Annotated in this window: 18 protein-coding genes and 2 pseudogenes; 8 read left to right on the plus strand and 12 right to left on the minus strand. The window is 60.5% G+C overall.

From position 1 onward, the window contains the following. The 6 genes and pseudogenes from BMY36_RS17305 to BMY36_RS17325 form a co-directional block, all read right to left on the minus strand. Nucleotides 1-266 (minus strand): annotated as a pseudogene (locus BMY36_RS17305) (IS3 family transposase); the annotation flags it as partial. Nucleotides 267-322: 56 nt separating this feature from the next. Beyond that, entirely contained in the window at nt 323-505 is a 183-nt protein-coding gene (locus tag BMY36_RS17310; protein ID WP_050520362.1) for a heavy-metal-associated domain-containing protein, read from the minus strand. A 21-nt stretch (nt 506-526) separates the two neighbouring features. Beyond that, on the minus strand, nt 527-2,860 hold the full coding sequence (locus BMY36_RS17315) for a heavy metal translocating P-type ATPase (RefSeq protein WP_050520363.1): 2,334 nt from the start codon (nt 2,858-2,860) through the stop codon (nt 527-529). A 136-nt stretch (nt 2,861-2,996) separates the two neighbouring features. Continuing rightward, the gene (locus BMY36_RS17320) at nt 2,997-3,383 is read right to left on the minus strand and encodes a DUF302 domain-containing protein (protein ID WP_050520379.1); all 387 of its coding nucleotides are present in this window, start codon (nt 3,381-3,383) and stop codon (nt 2,997-2,999) included. A 16-nt stretch (nt 3,384-3,399) separates the two neighbouring features. Then, a complete protein-coding gene (locus BMY36_RS21035) occupies nt 3,400-3,516 on the minus strand; it encodes an SHOCT domain-containing protein (protein WP_462498443.1) in 117 nt (38 codons plus the stop codon). Nucleotides 3,517-3,590: 74 nt separating this feature from the next. After that, nucleotides 3,591-4,070: an EF-hand domain-containing protein gene (locus tag BMY36_RS17325; protein ID WP_050520364.1), complete on the minus strand. Its 480-nt coding sequence runs from the start codon at nt 4,068-4,070 to the stop codon at nt 3,591-3,593. Nucleotides 4,071-4,252: 182 nt separating this feature from the next. Here BMY36_RS17325 and BMY36_RS17330 point away from each other — a divergent pair, with 182 nt between their 5' ends. Next, nucleotides 4,253-4,975, plus strand: a complete 723-nt coding sequence (locus BMY36_RS17330; protein ID WP_050520365.1) for a response regulator — start codon at nt 4,253-4,255, stop codon at nt 4,973-4,975. A 77-nt stretch (nt 4,976-5,052) separates the two neighbouring features. Continuing rightward, complete coding sequence (locus BMY36_RS17335) at nt 5,053-6,387, plus strand: ATP-binding protein (protein WP_050520366.1); 1,335 nt, start codon at nt 5,053-5,055, stop codon at nt 6,385-6,387. Between the two features lie 121 nt (nt 6,388-6,508). On the opposite strand, the gene BMY36_RS17340 is transcribed toward BMY36_RS17335, so the two are convergent. From BMY36_RS17340 to BMY36_RS17350, 3 genes are all read right to left on the minus strand, one after another. Beyond that, nucleotides 6,509-6,994 (minus strand): DUF305 domain-containing protein, encoded by a 486-nt coding sequence (locus tag BMY36_RS17340; protein ID WP_050520367.1) that lies wholly within the window; start codon nt 6,992-6,994, stop codon nt 6,509-6,511. Between the two features lie 362 nt (nt 6,995-7,356). Beyond that, a complete protein-coding gene (gene copM / locus BMY36_RS17345; protein WP_074818984.1) occupies nt 7,357-7,767 on the minus strand; it encodes a CopM family metallochaperone in 411 nt (136 codons plus the stop codon). A gap of 25 nt (nt 7,768-7,792) precedes the next feature. Further along, nucleotides 7,793-7,981, minus strand: a complete 189-nt coding sequence (locus BMY36_RS17350) for a heavy-metal-associated domain-containing protein (RefSeq protein WP_050520368.1) — start codon at nt 7,979-7,981, stop codon at nt 7,793-7,795. 167 nt (nt 7,982-8,148) lie between these two features. On the opposite strand from BMY36_RS17350, the gene BMY36_RS17355 reads away from it, so the two are divergent. Together BMY36_RS17355 and cueR are read left to right on the plus strand one after the other, a co-directional pair. Further along, on the plus strand, nt 8,149-10,635 hold the full coding sequence (locus tag BMY36_RS17355; RefSeq protein WP_050520369.1) for a heavy metal translocating P-type ATPase: 2,487 nt from the start codon (nt 8,149-8,151) through the stop codon (nt 10,633-10,635). Continuing rightward, a complete protein-coding gene (gene cueR, locus BMY36_RS17360; RefSeq protein WP_050520370.1) occupies nt 10,632-11,039 on the plus strand; it encodes a Cu(I)-responsive transcriptional regulator in 408 nt (135 codons plus the stop codon). The genes BMY36_RS17355 and cueR overlap by 4 nt, the downstream gene beginning before the upstream one ends. Nucleotides 11,040-11,075: 36 nt before the next feature. Here cueR and BMY36_RS17365 read toward each other — a convergent pair whose 3' ends face one another. Together BMY36_RS17365 and BMY36_RS17370 are read right to left on the minus strand one after the other, a co-directional pair. Next, nucleotides 11,076-12,383: an MFS transporter gene (locus BMY36_RS17365; RefSeq protein ID WP_050520371.1), complete on the minus strand. Its 1,308-nt coding sequence runs from the start codon at nt 12,381-12,383 to the stop codon at nt 11,076-11,078. A 6-nt stretch (nt 12,384-12,389) separates the two neighbouring features. Continuing rightward, nucleotides 12,390-12,647: a metal-sensing transcriptional repressor gene (locus tag BMY36_RS17370; protein WP_050520372.1), complete on the minus strand. Its 258-nt coding sequence runs from the start codon at nt 12,645-12,647 to the stop codon at nt 12,390-12,392. A gap of 201 nt (nt 12,648-12,848) precedes the next feature. Here BMY36_RS17370 and BMY36_RS17375 point away from each other — a divergent pair, with 201 nt between their 5' ends. The 3 genes from BMY36_RS17375 (at nt 12,849) to BMY36_RS17385 (ending at nt 14,754) form a co-directional block, all read left to right on the plus strand. Beyond that, nucleotides 12,849-13,103 carry a hypothetical protein gene (locus tag BMY36_RS17375; protein ID WP_139194122.1) on the plus strand — a complete coding sequence of 85 codons (255 nt, stop codon included), beginning with the start codon at nt 12,849-12,851 and terminating at the stop codon, nt 13,101-13,103. A gap of 92 nt (nt 13,104-13,195) precedes the next feature. After that, nucleotides 13,196-13,924 carry a HupE/UreJ family protein gene (locus BMY36_RS17380; protein WP_050520374.1) on the plus strand — a complete coding sequence of 243 codons (729 nt, stop codon included), beginning with the start codon at nt 13,196-13,198 and terminating at the stop codon, nt 13,922-13,924. A 14-nt stretch (nt 13,925-13,938) separates the two neighbouring features. Then, entirely contained in the window at nt 13,939-14,754 is an 816-nt protein-coding gene (locus BMY36_RS17385; RefSeq protein WP_050520375.1) for a hypothetical protein, read from the plus strand. A 413-nt stretch (nt 14,755-15,167) separates the two neighbouring features. Here BMY36_RS17385 and BMY36_RS17390 read toward each other — a convergent pair. Continuing rightward, nucleotides 15,168-15,500, minus strand: a pseudogene (locus tag BMY36_RS17390) (transposase); the annotation flags it as partial. On the opposite strand from BMY36_RS17390, the gene BMY36_RS17395 reads away from it, so the two are divergent. Further along, a partial coding sequence (locus BMY36_RS17395) for a transposase (protein ID WP_244888696.1) occupies nt 15,499-15,590 on the plus strand: 92 nt, incomplete at its 3' end. The pseudogene BMY36_RS17390 and the gene BMY36_RS17395 overlap by 2 nt on opposite strands.

Genomic DNA, 15,590 nt, shown 5'->3' on the forward strand with positions numbered 1-15,590 from the left:
CAATCGGTCAGGGCCGAGGAATAAAGCCCCTCACGGCGCAGGATGCTTGTGACACCGCCGGTGCCCTCTGACCGGTCCGTCTCATCCAGAATGCGCAGCTTGTATTTCGCCGTGAAACTGCGCCGCTTCGGCGTGCTCGTCAGCTCGGCCGTGGGGGCCAGCGGCGCTGAGACAACACGGGCAGGTGTTCGGGAAGCTGTGACGTCGGGTATCATATTGTCGGACGCGGCATTCGGCGAAACCAGCATCTGTGAAGGCATGACCATCTGTTCGTTCTCCTGCGCCCTCAAGTGTAAACTTCAGCCAGTCGATTGTCTCACGATTATTGGCACGGAGGGCCAAGCGCTGCCTGCACCTTTGCCATATCAGCGCTGCTGTTCAGCGTGACGTGCCGCTCCGCCATATCAAACGCGAAACCTGCCTTCGGGTCGAGGCTGTAGATTGCCTTCTCCACCGTTGCTTTGCAGTGGCCACAGCTGACGTTCGGGATATGCAATGTGATCATAATGCGCTCCTTTTGGTGCTTTTAAAGATCAACCCGCCGCAAGCGCAGAGCGTTGGTGATGACAGAGACGGATGAAAGGCTCATCGCCGCCGCCGCAATCATTGGCGAAAGCAACAGCCCAGTGACTGGGTAAAGCAGTCCTGCTGCGATTGGCACACCGAAGGCGTTATAGGCGAAAGCAAAAAACAGGTTCTGCTTGATGTTGCGCAGCGTCGCGCGGGCCAGTTTCCGCGCCCTCACAATGCCCATCAGATCACCGCCAAGCAGGGTGATGCCTGCACTTTCCATTGCAACATCGGCCCCCGTGCCCATGGCGATGCCAACATCGGCGGCGGCGAGCGCAGGGGCGTCATTCACCCCGTCGCCTGCCATTGCAATCTTGTGGCCCTGCTTGCGCAGATCGTCGATCAGCTTCTTCTTATCCTCTGGCAAAACACCCGCGCGCACCTCGTCAATGCCAAGCGTCGCCGCCACCGCCTGTGCGGTGCGCGCGTTGTCGCCCGTTGCCATGATCACTCGCAGCCCCTGCGCGTGCAGTTCCTTGATCGCCTGCGCAGTGCTGTCTTTGATCGGATCGGCCACCGCCACGATACCTGCAAGCACACCATCAACTGCGACAAACATCGCCGTCTTGCCCATCTCGCGCAGGGCATCAGCCTTTTCTTCGGCCTGCGTTGTCTCAAGCCCCATGTCCTGCATCATGGCCGTATTGCCAAGCGCCACCGCGCGACCGCCGACAGTGCCGCGCACGCCCTTTCCAGTGATCGCCTCAAAATCCGCAGCCTCTTGCCGTGTGGCACCCTGCGCTTCGGCCCCTTCAACAATGGCTTCGGCAAGAGGGTGTTCAGAGCCGCGTTCCAGCGCCGCAGCCAGCGACAGAATGTCAGCCTCAGAGACATCTCCCAGCGCCACGGTATCGGTCAGCTTTGGCTTGCCCATGGTCAGCGTGCCGGTCTTGTCAACAATCAGTGTGTCAACGCCCGCCATCCGTTCCAGCGCCTCGGCATCCTTGATCAACACGCCCGCCTGCGCCCCGCGCCCCGCCGCTGTGGTGATCGAGATCGGGGTGGCGAGGCCAAGCGCACATGGGCAGGCTATGATCAGCACTGACACTGCCGAGGCAATGGCATAGACCAGAACCGGTTCAGGGCCGAAGATCATCCACATCACAAAGGCAAAGATCGCCACCCCGACCACGGCTGGCACGAAGACTGCCGCAACTCGGTCGGCCATACCTTGGATCGGCGCACGAGAGCGGCGTGCGTTCGATACCATGGCCACAATCTGCGCCAGCACGGTATCGGCACCGACCTTGCCCGCCTCGATCACCAACGAGCCATTCTTGTTGATCGTAGCCCCGGTGACGGTATCGCCCGGCCCCTTTTCCACTGGCATCGCCTCACCAGTCAGCATGCTTTCGTCCAAGCTGGATCGCCCATCGATCACTACGCCATCTACCGGCACCGCATCACCGGGGCGCACGCGCAGACGGTCGCCCTCCATGATATTTTCCAGCGGCGCGTCATATTCCGTGCCATCAGCCAAAATGCGCCTTGCGGTCTTCGGCGCGAGGTCCAGAAGCGCGCGGATTGCATCGCCAGTGCGTTCGCGGGCCCGCAGTTCCAGAACCTGGCCGACAAAGACCAGCGCGATGATCACCACCGCTGCCTCAAAATAGGTGCCGACACCCTGCCCCATTCGATAAACCTCAGGGAACACCCCCGGCAGGAAAGTCGCCACGATAGAATAAATATAGGCGGCAGCTACACCGAGACTGATCAGCGTCCACATGTTGGGCGAGCGATTCACCACCGAGTCCCAGCCCCGTTTGAAAAATGGCAAGGCAGCCCAAAGCACGATCGGTGTCGCCAGCACAAATTCCAGATAGCTGGCGGTCTGATGCCCGACCCAATCGCGCACTGGCAGACCGACAAATTCGCCCATCGTCAGCACAATCAGCGGCACCGCCGCCGCCGCTGATATCCACATCCGGCGCGTGAAATCGGTCAGTTCATCGCTCGGCTCATCCGAGGGCACCACGGGCTCCAGCGCCATGCCGCAAATCGGGCAGGCACCCTGCGCGTCACGGACAATTTCGGGGTGCATGGGGCAAGTGTATTGCACATTTGCGGGCGCGGCTTTCTTGCACTCTTGCGCGCGGCCCACTGCATAGAACCACGGATCGCCTTCAAACTTCATATGGCACTTTTCAGAGCAAAAATGGAACGATTGATCCTCAAACTCCGCTTGTCGCGTGTCGGGCGCGATGGCCACTGTCATTCCACAGACCGGGTCTTTGGTCGTCTCAGCCCCTTCTGGAATATCCGACTTCGCGCGTTTATGATCGTGGTCCATGCTGTGCCACCTTCCTTATTATTTGTAAAACCAAGGCGTATTTGGTTCTTATCCGACAAGTCCATCAGGGCACCAAACGCATGCCGGCATGTCGAGTACCACTTGGGCAATTAGACAGCTGATGCCTGCGCCCGTATCAAATCTCGGCGACGGCTTTTGCCAGCAGATCACGCACCTGACCCGCGATGGCATGCAGCGCCGGATTATCAATTGCCTGCATGGATGCCACCGGATCAATCGCGCTAACCTCAACGCCCCCATCGACCGCGCGCAAGATCACGTTGCAGGGCAGCATTGCACCCACACGCGGCTCCATCCCGATAGCGTCATGGGCCATTTTCGGGTTGCAGGCGCCGAGGATGCGGTAAGCGGACATCTCGACATCGAGCTTTTTCTTCATTGTCGCTTTGACGTCAATTTCGGTCAGGATGCCGAACCCTGCGGCTGCTAAGGCCGCACGGGTGCGCGCATCAACGGCGTCAAAATCAGCATCCGCTATCAGTCGATTGATCGTGTAATCCATGGTCATCCCTTTCTGATCATTTGCGCAGGTATTTAACCAACGCAGCAATGGCGAGGCCGACCAGCACAAGAATTACGATCATCCAGAGCCAGCCAAAGCCCATGCCTAAACCCATACCATAACCGTTCATCATCGCGTCCTCCTGACCCACGTTAGTATAACGCCCGCCAACCAGATTTTGATCCGACCGGCGGGGGAAAAGATGCTTTAGTTGTTGCCCGTCATGCCTTTGCCCATGCCCTGCATGCCCCCCATGTGGTCTTGCATCATCGCGGCCATCGCAGCCATTTCGGCGTCTGTCACTTGCGCGTCGCCATCAGCGTCGTGCATCTGGAAGGCGCGCACGGTCATCGATCGGGTATGGGCCGCATGCATCACGCCAAACTCCTCCAGCGAAAGCGTGCCGTTCGCGTCAGTGTCATAGGTTTTGAGTTCGGCCTGAATGCCCGCCGTCATTTCCTCGGGGCTGAGCGTGCCGTCTTTGTCGGTGTCAAACGTGGCCATCGCATAATTCTGGCCACCACCCATCATCATCCCCATGCCGCCACCCATCATGCCCTCATGGCCTTCCATCATCCCCATTCCGCCATGCTGGCCGTGTGTCTGCTGGGCGATCACTGGGACCGCAACGGCGGCAACGCCGAGGGTGGCGACTGCGGCGAGGGCGAATTTGACTGAAAGTTTCATTCTGTGTTTCCTTGGATTGAATTACGATGATGCCAATCTAGGGGCGAGGTGTCCCACAGGTTTGTCAGACGGGACGGCTTTTTGTATCAATCTGTCGCAAGCAGCGGCACCAACACGATTTGCGACAAACAACCCTGCGCGCGGTCAGCAGGATCGGCTAAGGTCGGGTTTAGGAGACTTCTATGACCCATCCGCCCCACATTCTGATCGTCGATGACCACCGCGAGATTCGCGATGCGCTGGTTAAGTATCTTGAAAAGAACGGAATGCGCGCCACCTCGGCCGCCAACGCCGTGGCGATGGATGCAGCTTTGAGCGTTGGCCAATTCGACCTGATCGTGCTGGATGTGATGATGCCGGGTGAAGATGGCCTGTCGGTTTGCCGCCGGCTGCGTGCGAAAGGGGACATCCCGATCCTGATGCTAACCGCCTTGGGGGATGAAACTGACCGTATTGTGGGGTTAGAGGTTGGGGCGGATGATTACCTGCCCAAGCCCTTCAATCCGCGCGAGTTGCTGGCCCGGATTAAGGCAATCCTGCGCCGATCCGACCGTAGCGAAGTGGTAGGCGGCAGCCTTGCCGGGCACAAGTTGGCCTTTGACCGGTGGCAGTTAGACACCGACCTTCGAACCTTGACCGACAGTGATGGGGCCGAAGTGGCCCTAACCACCGCCGAGTTTCGCCTGCTCACGGTGTTTTTGGAACGCCCACGCTTTGTGCTGAACCGCGAGCAATTGCTTGATCTGACCTCGGGTCGCGCGGCGCAAGTGTTTGACCGAACAATCGACAACCAGATCAGCCGTCTGCGCCGCAAGATCGAGGTAGATCCCGCCAAGCCCACGTTGATCACCACCGTATGGGGCGGCGGTTACAGTCTTGCGGCCGATGTGAGGGCGCTTTCTTGACCCCCCGCCTCGCCCTTTCACGCCGCGCCTTTCTACGTCGTTTGCTTCCGCAATCTTTGGGTGGGCAACTTCTGGCCATGTTGCTGTTGGCACTGGCCATCACGCAAGGGCTCGGCCTTTTGCTGCTGACGGATGAGCGTAATCGGGCCGTGCGCGCAGCATTGGGTTTGGAGGCGGCAGGCCGCGCGGCGAATGTGGCCTTGTTGCTGGATGATGCCCCTTTGGGGCTGCGCCCGTCTATCCTGCGGTCTGCGGATTCGCCACTGGTCAGGTTTACGGTTGGCCCAGAGGCCGAAGCGCCCCATGACAGCAGCGACGCCAACTTTGTCCTCGGCCAGATCCGCCAAATCCTCGGCGATCCGGCTCGGGACATTCGGGCCGATGTTCACGCCCTTGTCTTGCCCCCCATTCCAATGCCCGAAGGCATGCCTGCCACCATGCGCCCGATGCACGAGGCGATGATGGCCGGGCGCACCGACCCTATCGAGATGACGCTGTCAATCCAATTGGCCGGGGGGGAATGGCTGAACGTACGCACGATGTTTCACCGCCCCGGCTTGCAGCTTTCACCACAAGCCCTATTGCCACTTTTACTGATGGTGCTGGCGGTCGTTCTGGTTGCGTGGTGGACCGCCCGGCGGGTCGTAGGCCCAATGCGCGTGCTTGCCATAGGGGCCGACCGGTTGGGCCGGGGACTAGATACGGAGCCGCTGCCGATGACCGGGCCGTCTGAGGTGCGCGACACAACGCGGGCCTTCAACCAGATGAAAGACCGCTTGACACGTTTTGTGAACGAGCGCACGCATATGCTTGCAGCCCTCAGCCATGATCTGCGCTCGCCCTTGACGGCGATGCGGCTCAGGATCGAAATGCTTGAGGAAACCGAAGACAGCATCCGACTGAAGGCACTGGTCGAGGAAATGCAGGCGATGGTCGAGGCCACGCTGGAATTTGCGCGGGGGGTGGCCAAGACAGAGCCTACCGCCACCGTCGATATCACTGCTCTGCTGGGCGATCTGGTAAGTGATACGGGCGGTTGCGCAAGCCTTGCCCCTACCGGGCCGATTTATGCAACCATCCGCCCCCAAGCCCTGAACCGCGCCTTGCGGAACCTAATCGACAACGCAGTCCGCTATGGTGGCATTGCCAACGTGACTTTGGCACAAACGCCGGGAACGACCGTCATCTCCATCGCTGACACGGGGCCGGGTTTGCCCGACGATCAACTTGAAGAAGTGTTTGAACCCTTTGTGCGGTTTGAACAGTCGCGTAGCCGTGATACGGGCGGCGTCGGTCTGGGTCTCGCCATCGCCCGGACCATCATTCAGGCGCATGGCGGCACCGTAACACTGTGCAACACGCCTGACGGCGGGCTGGAGGCTGTGGTTCGCCTGCCGATCGGGGCGGTTTGACTGATTGACACAGTCGCAAAATTACTTTGCTTAGGCGCATACGAAGACATGTCAGACAAGATTATCCCTCGCCGCATTACGATGCGAGCAGGACGCTTAAAGCTGCCAGATGTGGACCCCGTCAGTTACTTTCGGCGCGTAGCGTGCCCGCAGGAGCCTCGCCATTCGCCTCGATATCAATAATATAGCGCTTCATTTCGGCAATTTCACTCAGCTGTGCTTCGATGATCGCGTCGGCCAACGCCCGGACCCTCGGGTCCGAGATATTGGCCCGCTCGCTGGTTAGTATGGCGATGGAATGGTGCGGAATCATCGCCTTCATCCAAGCGACGTCATCTACAGTTGCCTGCGTCCGCACCAGCCCCAGTCCGACGGCAAAGGCGATTGCACCTCCGGCAAGGATTGCAATATTGGCTTTGCGGTTGGAATACATGCCCAGCATGAAGGCCAGCATGATGATTGCCATCACCGCCCCCATGTAAATCGCCATCCACATCCGCGTCTGCGAGAAAAAGATGTGGTCCATCGCATAGGTGTTCAAATACATAAGCCCAAACATCACGATTGTTGATGTGGCGATCATCGCAGAAAAGCGTCCATAGGTCATGGCAAGCCTCCCTAAATTTACTGGTGTAAGTGCAACTACCTTCCCACTTAGGAGGGTTCCCAAAAAAATTACTTTTTAAATTAATCTATCCCCGGTTGAAAATCAGCCAAGACAGGCGTTATGGAATTCGATGATTTTCGGTTCCGAACCAGATAAAATCCCCGTTGCACGGTTTTCAAATTACTCGATCGCCCTGCAGGCATTTACCGGGCCAATGTTGAGAACGCACCAAGTCCGAAGACGCTTTCAAAGCAGACATTGACACTTTTTAACAGTATCAAAAATGCCCTTTGAGATTTCAGCTTTGCGCCCGTTATCGCAGCAGGAAGGCGCGGCTACGCCCCCTCCAGCTGCCCAGCCAGTTACATGCCCCGCGCGGCGAGCCAGGCTTTCATCTGGCCAATTTCGGTTTCTTGCGCGGCAATCACGGCCTCAGAGAGGGCGCGCATTTCGGGATCGGTGCCGAACTCTAGCTGCACCTTCGCCATGGCAACCGCTGCCTCGTGGTGCGGGATCATACCTTTGACAAAGTCCACGTCCGCGTCGCCGGTGTAGGGGATCATCATATCCGTCATCATGATATCCATCGCGGCGGCATAGGCTACCACAGCCGGGTTATCGGCCACCTCGGGCGGGATCATCGCTGACGCTTCCATGCCGCCCATTCCAGCCATACCAGAGTGATCCATGCCTTTCATGGTCGTCTGGGCAAAGGCAAGCCCGCCCACAATGGCAATTGCGCCAGCGACCAGCGCGAGGGTTCGTTTTTTCATCATCATCTTCCTTGTGTTGTTTCCGTTAAGCTGGTGCAAAGCCCGCATCGGTCAGGGCCGCTGCAAGTCGCTCGCGCGGGGCGGTGGTGGTCACATCGACTGTGTGTGTCGCCGGATCGGCCTGGACCTCGGCGGCCGGATCGACGGACTGGATCGCCTTTGTGACACCGCGGGCGCAGCCGCCGCAGGTCATGGATTCGATATGGAACTGCATGAGTTTTTCTCTCTAGGTTGTTTCAATATTAATCACATGGGGCTTCCAACGGTTGTAAGGTCAAGAGCACAACGCTGTGATGATCTTCTTTTGTCAAACCTCTTGACCTTACCATGATGAGAAGGATTATGTGTGGAAGCGGAACAGAGTTGAAAAGGTAATCCGCCATGAACAGTAGCCCCAAAGACATGCAGCCCGGCCTGCCCTCGCGGATCACTCTCGATGTCGCGGGCATGACCTGCGCGTCCTGTGGCGGGCGGGTGGAACGGGCGTTGAAGGCGGTGCCGGGGGTTGCGGTGGCCTCTGTAAACCTTGCGACCGAGCGGGCCGAGATCACGGGCCCCGGTTTGGACCGTATGGCGCTGGTCAAGGCGGTCGAGGATCTCGGCTATGAAGTGGCCTCGCCGCCCGTCGATCTGACAATTGAGGGGATGACCTGCGCGTCCTGCGTGGCGCGGGTCGAGCGCGCGCTGAACGCTGTGCCGGGCGTGACTGGCGCCACGGTCAACCTCGCGACCGAGCGGGCGCATGTGACGGGCATGGCAGACGCGGCTGCCCTGATTCGCGCCATCGAGGCGGTGGGCTATGACGCGCGGATGGCCGTGTCGGCCCTTGGTGCGACGGACGCGATGGCAGACCGAAAGGCGGCTGAGGAAACCACGCTGAAGCGCGATCTGTGGATTGCCGCCGCGCTGTCGCTGCCGGTGTTCGTGCTTGAGATGGGCGGGCATCTGTTCGCGTGGGTCCATATGGCCGTGATGAACTCCATCGGCATGCAAAACAGTTGGTATCTGCAATTTGCCCTGACCACGGCGGTGCTGATCGGCCCCGGTCGGCGGTTCTACACCAAGGGGTTTCCCGCGCTGGTACGCCTTGCGCCGGATATGAACAGCCTTGTCGCGGTTGGTACCTCGGCGGCTTACGGCTATTCTTTGGTCGCGACCTTTGCCCCTGCCCTGCTGCCCGCAGGCACCGCCTTCGTGTATTATGAGGCGGCGGCGGTGATCGTGACCCTGATCTTGCTGGGCCGCACTCTGGAGGCGCGCGCCAAGGGCCGCACCTCGCAAGCCATCCAGCGGTTGGTGGGTTTGCAGGCCAAAACAGCGCGCGTTCTCCGCGACGGCACCATGCTTGAGGTGCCGATTGCCGAGGTGAAGCCCGGCGACATAGTGGACCTACGCCCCGGTGAGCGGGTGCCGGTGGATGGCACGGTGAGCGAGGGCACAAGCTGGGTGGATGAGAGCATGATCTCGGGCGAACCATTGCCCGTGGAAAAGACCAATGGAAGCCCCGTCACCGGCGGCACCGTCAACCAGACCGGCGCCTTTACCTTTCGCGCGACAGCAGTGGGCGAGGCCACGATGCTGGCGCAGATCATCCGCATGGTCGAGGCCGCGCAGGGCGGCAAACTGCCCATTCAGGCGCTGGTCGACCGGGTGACGATGTGGTTCGTGCCCGTCGTGATGGCGCTGGCGGTGCTGACCTTTGCGGTCTGGCTGATCTTTGGCCCCGACCCTGCGCTGAGTTTTGCGCTGGTGAATGCGGTCGCGGTGCTGATCATCGCCTGCCCCTGCGCGATGGGTCTGGCCACGCCCACCTCGATCATGGTCGGTACCGGGCGCGGCGCGGAGTTGGGCGTGCTGTTTCGCAAGGGCGAGGCGTTGCAGGCCCTTCAGACTGTGCGGGTGGTGGCCTTTGACAAGACCGGCACGCTGACGATGGGAAAGCCACGGCTGACTGATTTGCACCTTGCACAGGGGTTTGAGCGCGAAGCGGTGCTGGCGGCTGTGGCGGCGGTTGAGGCGAAGTCCGAACACCCCATCGCCCGCGCCATTGCAGCGGCGGCTGTCGAAGAGGGTCTGACCCTGCCAGAGGTAACCGGCTTCGCCTCCCTAACCGGCTACGGCGTTCAGGCGCAGGCGGGCGGTGGACGGGTCGAAATTGGTGCCGACCGTTACATGGCCAAGCTGGGTCTGGACGTGGCCCCCTTTGCCGAGGTCGCCACCCGGCTGGCGGATGAGGGCAAATCGCCACTTTACGCTGCCATCAACGGCCAGTTGGCCGCGGTCCTCGCCGTGGCAGATCCGATCAAGGACACCACCCCCCAAGCCATCCGCGCCCTGCACGCGCTTGGCCTAAAGGTCGCGATGATCACCGGCGACAACGCCCGCACCGCCCATGCCATTGCCCGCCAGTTGGGGATCGACGAGGTGGTGGCCGAGGTGCTGCCCGAGGGCAAGGTGGCGGCGGTCAAGCGCCTTCAGGCGCTTGGCACGCTGGCTTTCGTCGGTGACGGCATCAACGATGCACCCGCGCTGGCCGCAGCGGATGTGGGGATTGCCGTCGGCACCGGCACCGATATCGCGATTGAGGCGGCGGATGTCGTGCTGATGACGGGTCGGCTGACGGCGGTGCCCGATGCCATCGCGCTATCCAAGGCCACGATGCGCAACATCCGCCAAAATCTGTTCTGGGCCTTCGCCTATAATGCCGCGCTGATCCCGGTCGCGGCGGGCGTGCTGTGGCCAGCCTTCGGCATCCTTTTGTCCCCCATCTTTGCCGCTGGCGCGATGGCGCTGTCGTCGGTCTTTGTGCTGGGCAACGCCCTGCGGCTGCGGCGCTATTCCCCCGCGATTGACGGAGCCAAGCCATGAATATCGGTGAAGCGGCAAAAGCCTCGGGCGTATCGGCCAAGATGATCCGCTATTATGAGGCGACCGGCCTGATCCCGGCAGCGGGGCGCACCGGCGCAGGCTACCGCGTCTACACGGGCACCGAGGTGCAGATGCTGCGCTTCATCCGCCGCGCGCGCGATCTTGGATTTCCCGTCGACAAGATCGAGGAACTGCTGGCGCTGTGGCGCGACCGCTCGCGCCACAGCGCCGATGTCAAGCGACTGGCGCAAGAGCAGATCGACGGTCTGGAGCGCAAGATTGCCGAGATGCAGGCGATGAAAGACAGCCTCCAGCACCTCGCCGATGCCTGCTGCGGCGATCACCGGCCGGATTGCCCTATTCTAACCGATCTGGGCAGCGGCCCGGTTGGGCAGCGGGCATAGCGGGCTCGCCCAAAAAAGCTGGCCTGACGGCCGCGTTCAGACTCGTTCCGGCCAGCGATGGTGCAGATCGTCAATGAGAATGGCGTGGGTATGAAGGTCATCATGCCCCGCGAGGTGCGGATGATCGGGGGGCAGGTCGGGATGCGTGTGCGCCACAGTTTCGGGTTCAGACGCGGGCCACAGGATCACTGCGGCAAGGATGCCCGCTGCGGCCAATCCTGCCATACCCAAGAATGCGGCGGGCAGGCCAAAAGCAACCCCCAACCAGCCCGCAAGCGGATAGGTGAGCAGCCAACACGCGTGGCTAAGGGCAAATTGTGCGGCGAAAATCGCGGGGCGGTCCTCGGCGTGGGCAGAGCGGCGCAAAAGCCGCCCGCTGGGGGTTTGGGTCAGGCTGTAGCCAAACCCAAGGGCTGCCCAAAGAAGGGCCAGCGCGGTAAGTGACCCAACCAAGGGCCCGGCCAGCATCCCCAGCACCAACAAACCAGCCCCCCCAATCATCGCCGGGCGGTCCGCCATCCGGTCCAGCAACCGTGGCAGCGCCAGTGCCGCCACCATCGACCCCGCGCCAAAGGCCGCCAGCGCCAGCGCGACCTGCGTTTGCCCCAAGCCAAGCCCCGCTTGCACGATCACCACCGTGTTGACGATCACCATAGCCCCCGCCGCCGCCACGCTTAGGTTCAACGCCAGCAATCCGCGCAATCGCGGCGTCGCCAGATAAATCCGCATGCCCCGCGTTGTGCGGTCCCAGATGCCACGCGGTTTTTGTGGTTGCGGCGATGGCAGCACTACGCTGGCCACCAGCAGCGCCGACAGCACAAACCCCACCACCGTGCCGCCAAACAGCACCGGAAAGCTAACCACCGTCAGCAGCGCCGCCGCCAGCATAGGCGACAAAAGGTTCTCCAGATCATAGGCCAGCCGCGACAGCGACAGCGCACGAGTATACTCCGCCTCATCCGGCAGCACATCGGGAATGGTCGCCTGAAACATCGGCGTAAACCCGGCAGAGGCTGCTTGCAGCAGGAAAATCAACGTATAAATCTGCCAAATTTCGGTCACAAAAGGCAGCGCAAGCGCCACCGTTGCGCGGATCAAATCCAGCGCCACCAGAGCCGTGCGGCGTGGCACCCGGCCCGCAAAGGCCTGCGCGATGGGGGCCAGCGTCACATAGGCGACCATCTTGATCGCCAGCGCCGTGCCCAACACCAGCCCCGCATTCGCCCCCGCGATTTGCCATGCCAGCAGCCCCAAAGCGACCGTGGCAAGCCCTGTGCCGATAAGGGCGATAACCTGTGCGGCAAACAGGTGGCGATAGGTGCGGTTGGCCAGAATGGTCAGCATGATCCCTCAAAGAAGTTTGGCAAGCGCGCGCAAATCAGCCATGTCCTGCGGCGCGCCCGCCCCAAGGCAATTGTCGATATGATCGTGGATCAAAACCCGTTTGGCGGCAGATACCGCCTTTTCCACGGCCTGAAGCTGGACTGCGATTTCGGTGCAGGGTTTGCCCGCCTCGATCATCTGGATCACATGGCGCAAATGCCCTTCGGCGCGTTTCAGCCGCTTGACCAGATCGGGGTGGGTTGCATGTTGATGGGTGTTTGACATACATGCTGTGTATCCCCCTAAGGGGGATAGTGCAAGATCGCGCTTACGCGACATTATAGGGGGCGATACGGGCAGTTGATGCGAACAACAGGCGCAAAATCAGATCGGCGGGTGCTGCACAAGTGCTGTGCATGGCTTGTCGCTTGTGCGTTGTTTATTGCGCCCTTGATCGTTCATCTCACACACCCGCCCACAGCCAATATGGCAGCCGAGCATGGCCATTCACACGGTCACAGCCATGCGGCGGCTGATGATGATGACGCACCCTATGGCCCCCTTGGCCCAGACCTGTTTTCCGCCCATGATGCCAGCGATCACGAGCATCAGGTTTTGGGACATCCGTCCCTATCTGCCGAAACCACCGCCCCAGACGCTGCGCGCTTGTTCTTGCCGCACAAATCCTTTCGCGCGGGGGCTGCGCGCGACGGACCACGACGCCCCCCACGCCTTGCCTGAACGCTTGTAAATCCGCGTGGCCCAACTTGCATGGCACAATGTGCATCAGGTTGACCGCGCGACACCGATGTTCAGACCAAAGGATCCTTTCCATGAGACGACTTTCCGCCGGACCACCTGCCTCGGCCTCCCCCCTATGGCGGGCAGCTTGCGCATTTGTGCTTGCAGCAACCGCTCTGCTTTGGGCCGATGAGGCCTTGGCCCATGCCGTGACCCTTGGCGATCAAGGCTATATTCAGGAAATCAGCGGGCCGCATATCATCCCGTTCATTTACCTTGGCGCAAAACATATGGTGACAGGATATGACCACATCCTGTTCTTGTTCGGCGTGATCTTCTTTCTTTACGGGATGCGCGAGATCGGGATTTACGTCACCCTCTTCGCCATTGGCCATTCGGTGACGATGCTGGCGGGGGTGTATTTCAACTTTGGCATCAACGCCTATATTATCGACGCCATCATCGGGTTTTCGGTGATCTACAAGGCGCTGGACAACCTTGGTGCGTTCAAGGCGTGGTTCGGGGTGCAACCGAATACCAAACTCGCCACGCTGGTCTTTGGCTTTTTGCATGGCTTCGGCCTTGCGTCGAAAATCATCGAATACAACATCGCGCCCGATGGGCTCTTGGTGAACCTGATCGCCTTCAATGTGGGGGTAGAGATCGGACAATTGACGGCACTCGCCCTGATCTTGCTGTTCATGCAGCGCTGGCGGACCTCACCTGCCTTTGCGCGCCAAGCCTACACCGCAAACGTCATCATGATCGGCCTTGGAACCTACCTGATGGGCTTTCAGCTCATCGGGCTGGCCATGGCATGAGAGAGGAACCCAAAATGCAAAAGAACTTTGACGTATCCCGTGCCCCGCAAACGCCCCTGCGTGCTGATCGCCCCGGTCAGGTCCGCGGAGTGGAGGCAACGCCGGGCGGCTTGATCCGGTCCACCGTCATTACGGGCACTTGCGCGGTGGCGATGCTAGGGATTGTCTATATGCCCGCCGAATATGGCATCGACCCGACCGGCTTTGGTGCCATTCTGGGCCTGACCGAGATGGGTCAGATCAAACAACAGCTTTCCGCAGAGGATGCAGCAGACGCAGCCGCCCCCCGAACCGTGGCGCTGGACCCCGCAACCTTGGCGCGGCTGGACAAGATCAAGGGACAGCTTGCTTCCATCAGCGCCGTGATCGGCGCCCCAGCGGCGGTCTTTCCGGTGTCACAACCGCCAGCGATTGCGGCTGAACCAGCATCTGCCCCTGCCCCTGCAGCCCCGGCTGCCATCGAGGCTGCCCCGATCACCCCAGCTATTGAGCCTGCGGTGGCCGAGGCAACTGCTTCAGATTGGCGCAATGAGGTCAGCTACACTCTTACCCCCGGCGAAGGGATCGAGGTAAAGCTGGTCATGCAGGAGGGTCAAATCGCCCGCTTTGAATGGAGCGCGAACGGGTCCGTTGTGAATTACGAAACCCACGGCGATGGCAGCGGCCAGAACATCAGCTATGAGCAAGGCCGCGCTGTGCCGGAACAGGCGGGCGAGTTGGTGGCCGCCTTTACCGGCAACCACGGCTGGTTCTGGCGCAACCGAACCGAGGCACCGGTCACTGTCACTCTGCGCACTGCTGGTGATTATTCAGAATTGAAGGCACCGTGACACAGTCATGGCCTGATGGCGAAGTGACAGACAACAGGCCATGGAGCCCCGCAAAGCCGGGTGCCCTTCGTAAAGCGCCAAAAGTCCCCCAAAATTTAGGGGGGACTGTTCAAACAGTGTCCAAAATTGCACCGAGGCAAACCCGGTTTCTTTAGTCGTGATCTATGTAATCGATAAATAATGACGTTGGCTAAGAAAGCTCATTTTCAGTTACCCTTAGGTTCTCTACATCATAAGCTACTTGGGGCCACTCCGATCATGGTCTATCGAAAAGAAATGAACAAACTTCAACTTGGGTGATCTCTTTCCAAGGCTCGCAAAAAAGCCCTGGCGGTGCCAGCTGCTTGGGTTGTGTCTCGAATGTGGTGGAAATTCTCTGGCGGCGATCTCCGAGTGGTTTGATTTGCACCTGATCAGGCTGCGAGGTCAAGTGTCGTGGGCTCGATGGGTTGGCTGAGGGTTTGCCATCCATCGATTTTGCGCATTGTGATCTGGCCGGAGGCCATCAGGGCCCAGAGCAACATGGGCACGGTTTCGGCACAGGGCAGCACGGCCTGGGTCTTGATCCGGCGTCGGAACTCCTCGTTTAGCCGTTCGATCGCGTTGGTGGTCCGCGCCGCTTTCCATTGCGTCGGATCGAGGCGGGTGAAGGTGAACAGTCGATCCCCGGCCTCTTCCAGACTATCGGCGACCGCCTTGCACTTCAGCCGCCATTTGCGCAGGAACGCTTTGCGGCGGGTTGGTATGACCAGCGTGCTCCACACTTGGGGATCAGCGCTGACCCACCACCCGCACATCCACATGATCGTCCCTGGCGGCGGCCTGTCGCCTGACGG

Source organism: Pseudorhodobacter antarcticus (assembly GCF_900110135.1).
GTDB lineage: Bacteria > Pseudomonadota > Alphaproteobacteria > Rhodobacterales > Rhodobacteraceae > Pseudorhodobacter > Pseudorhodobacter antarcticus.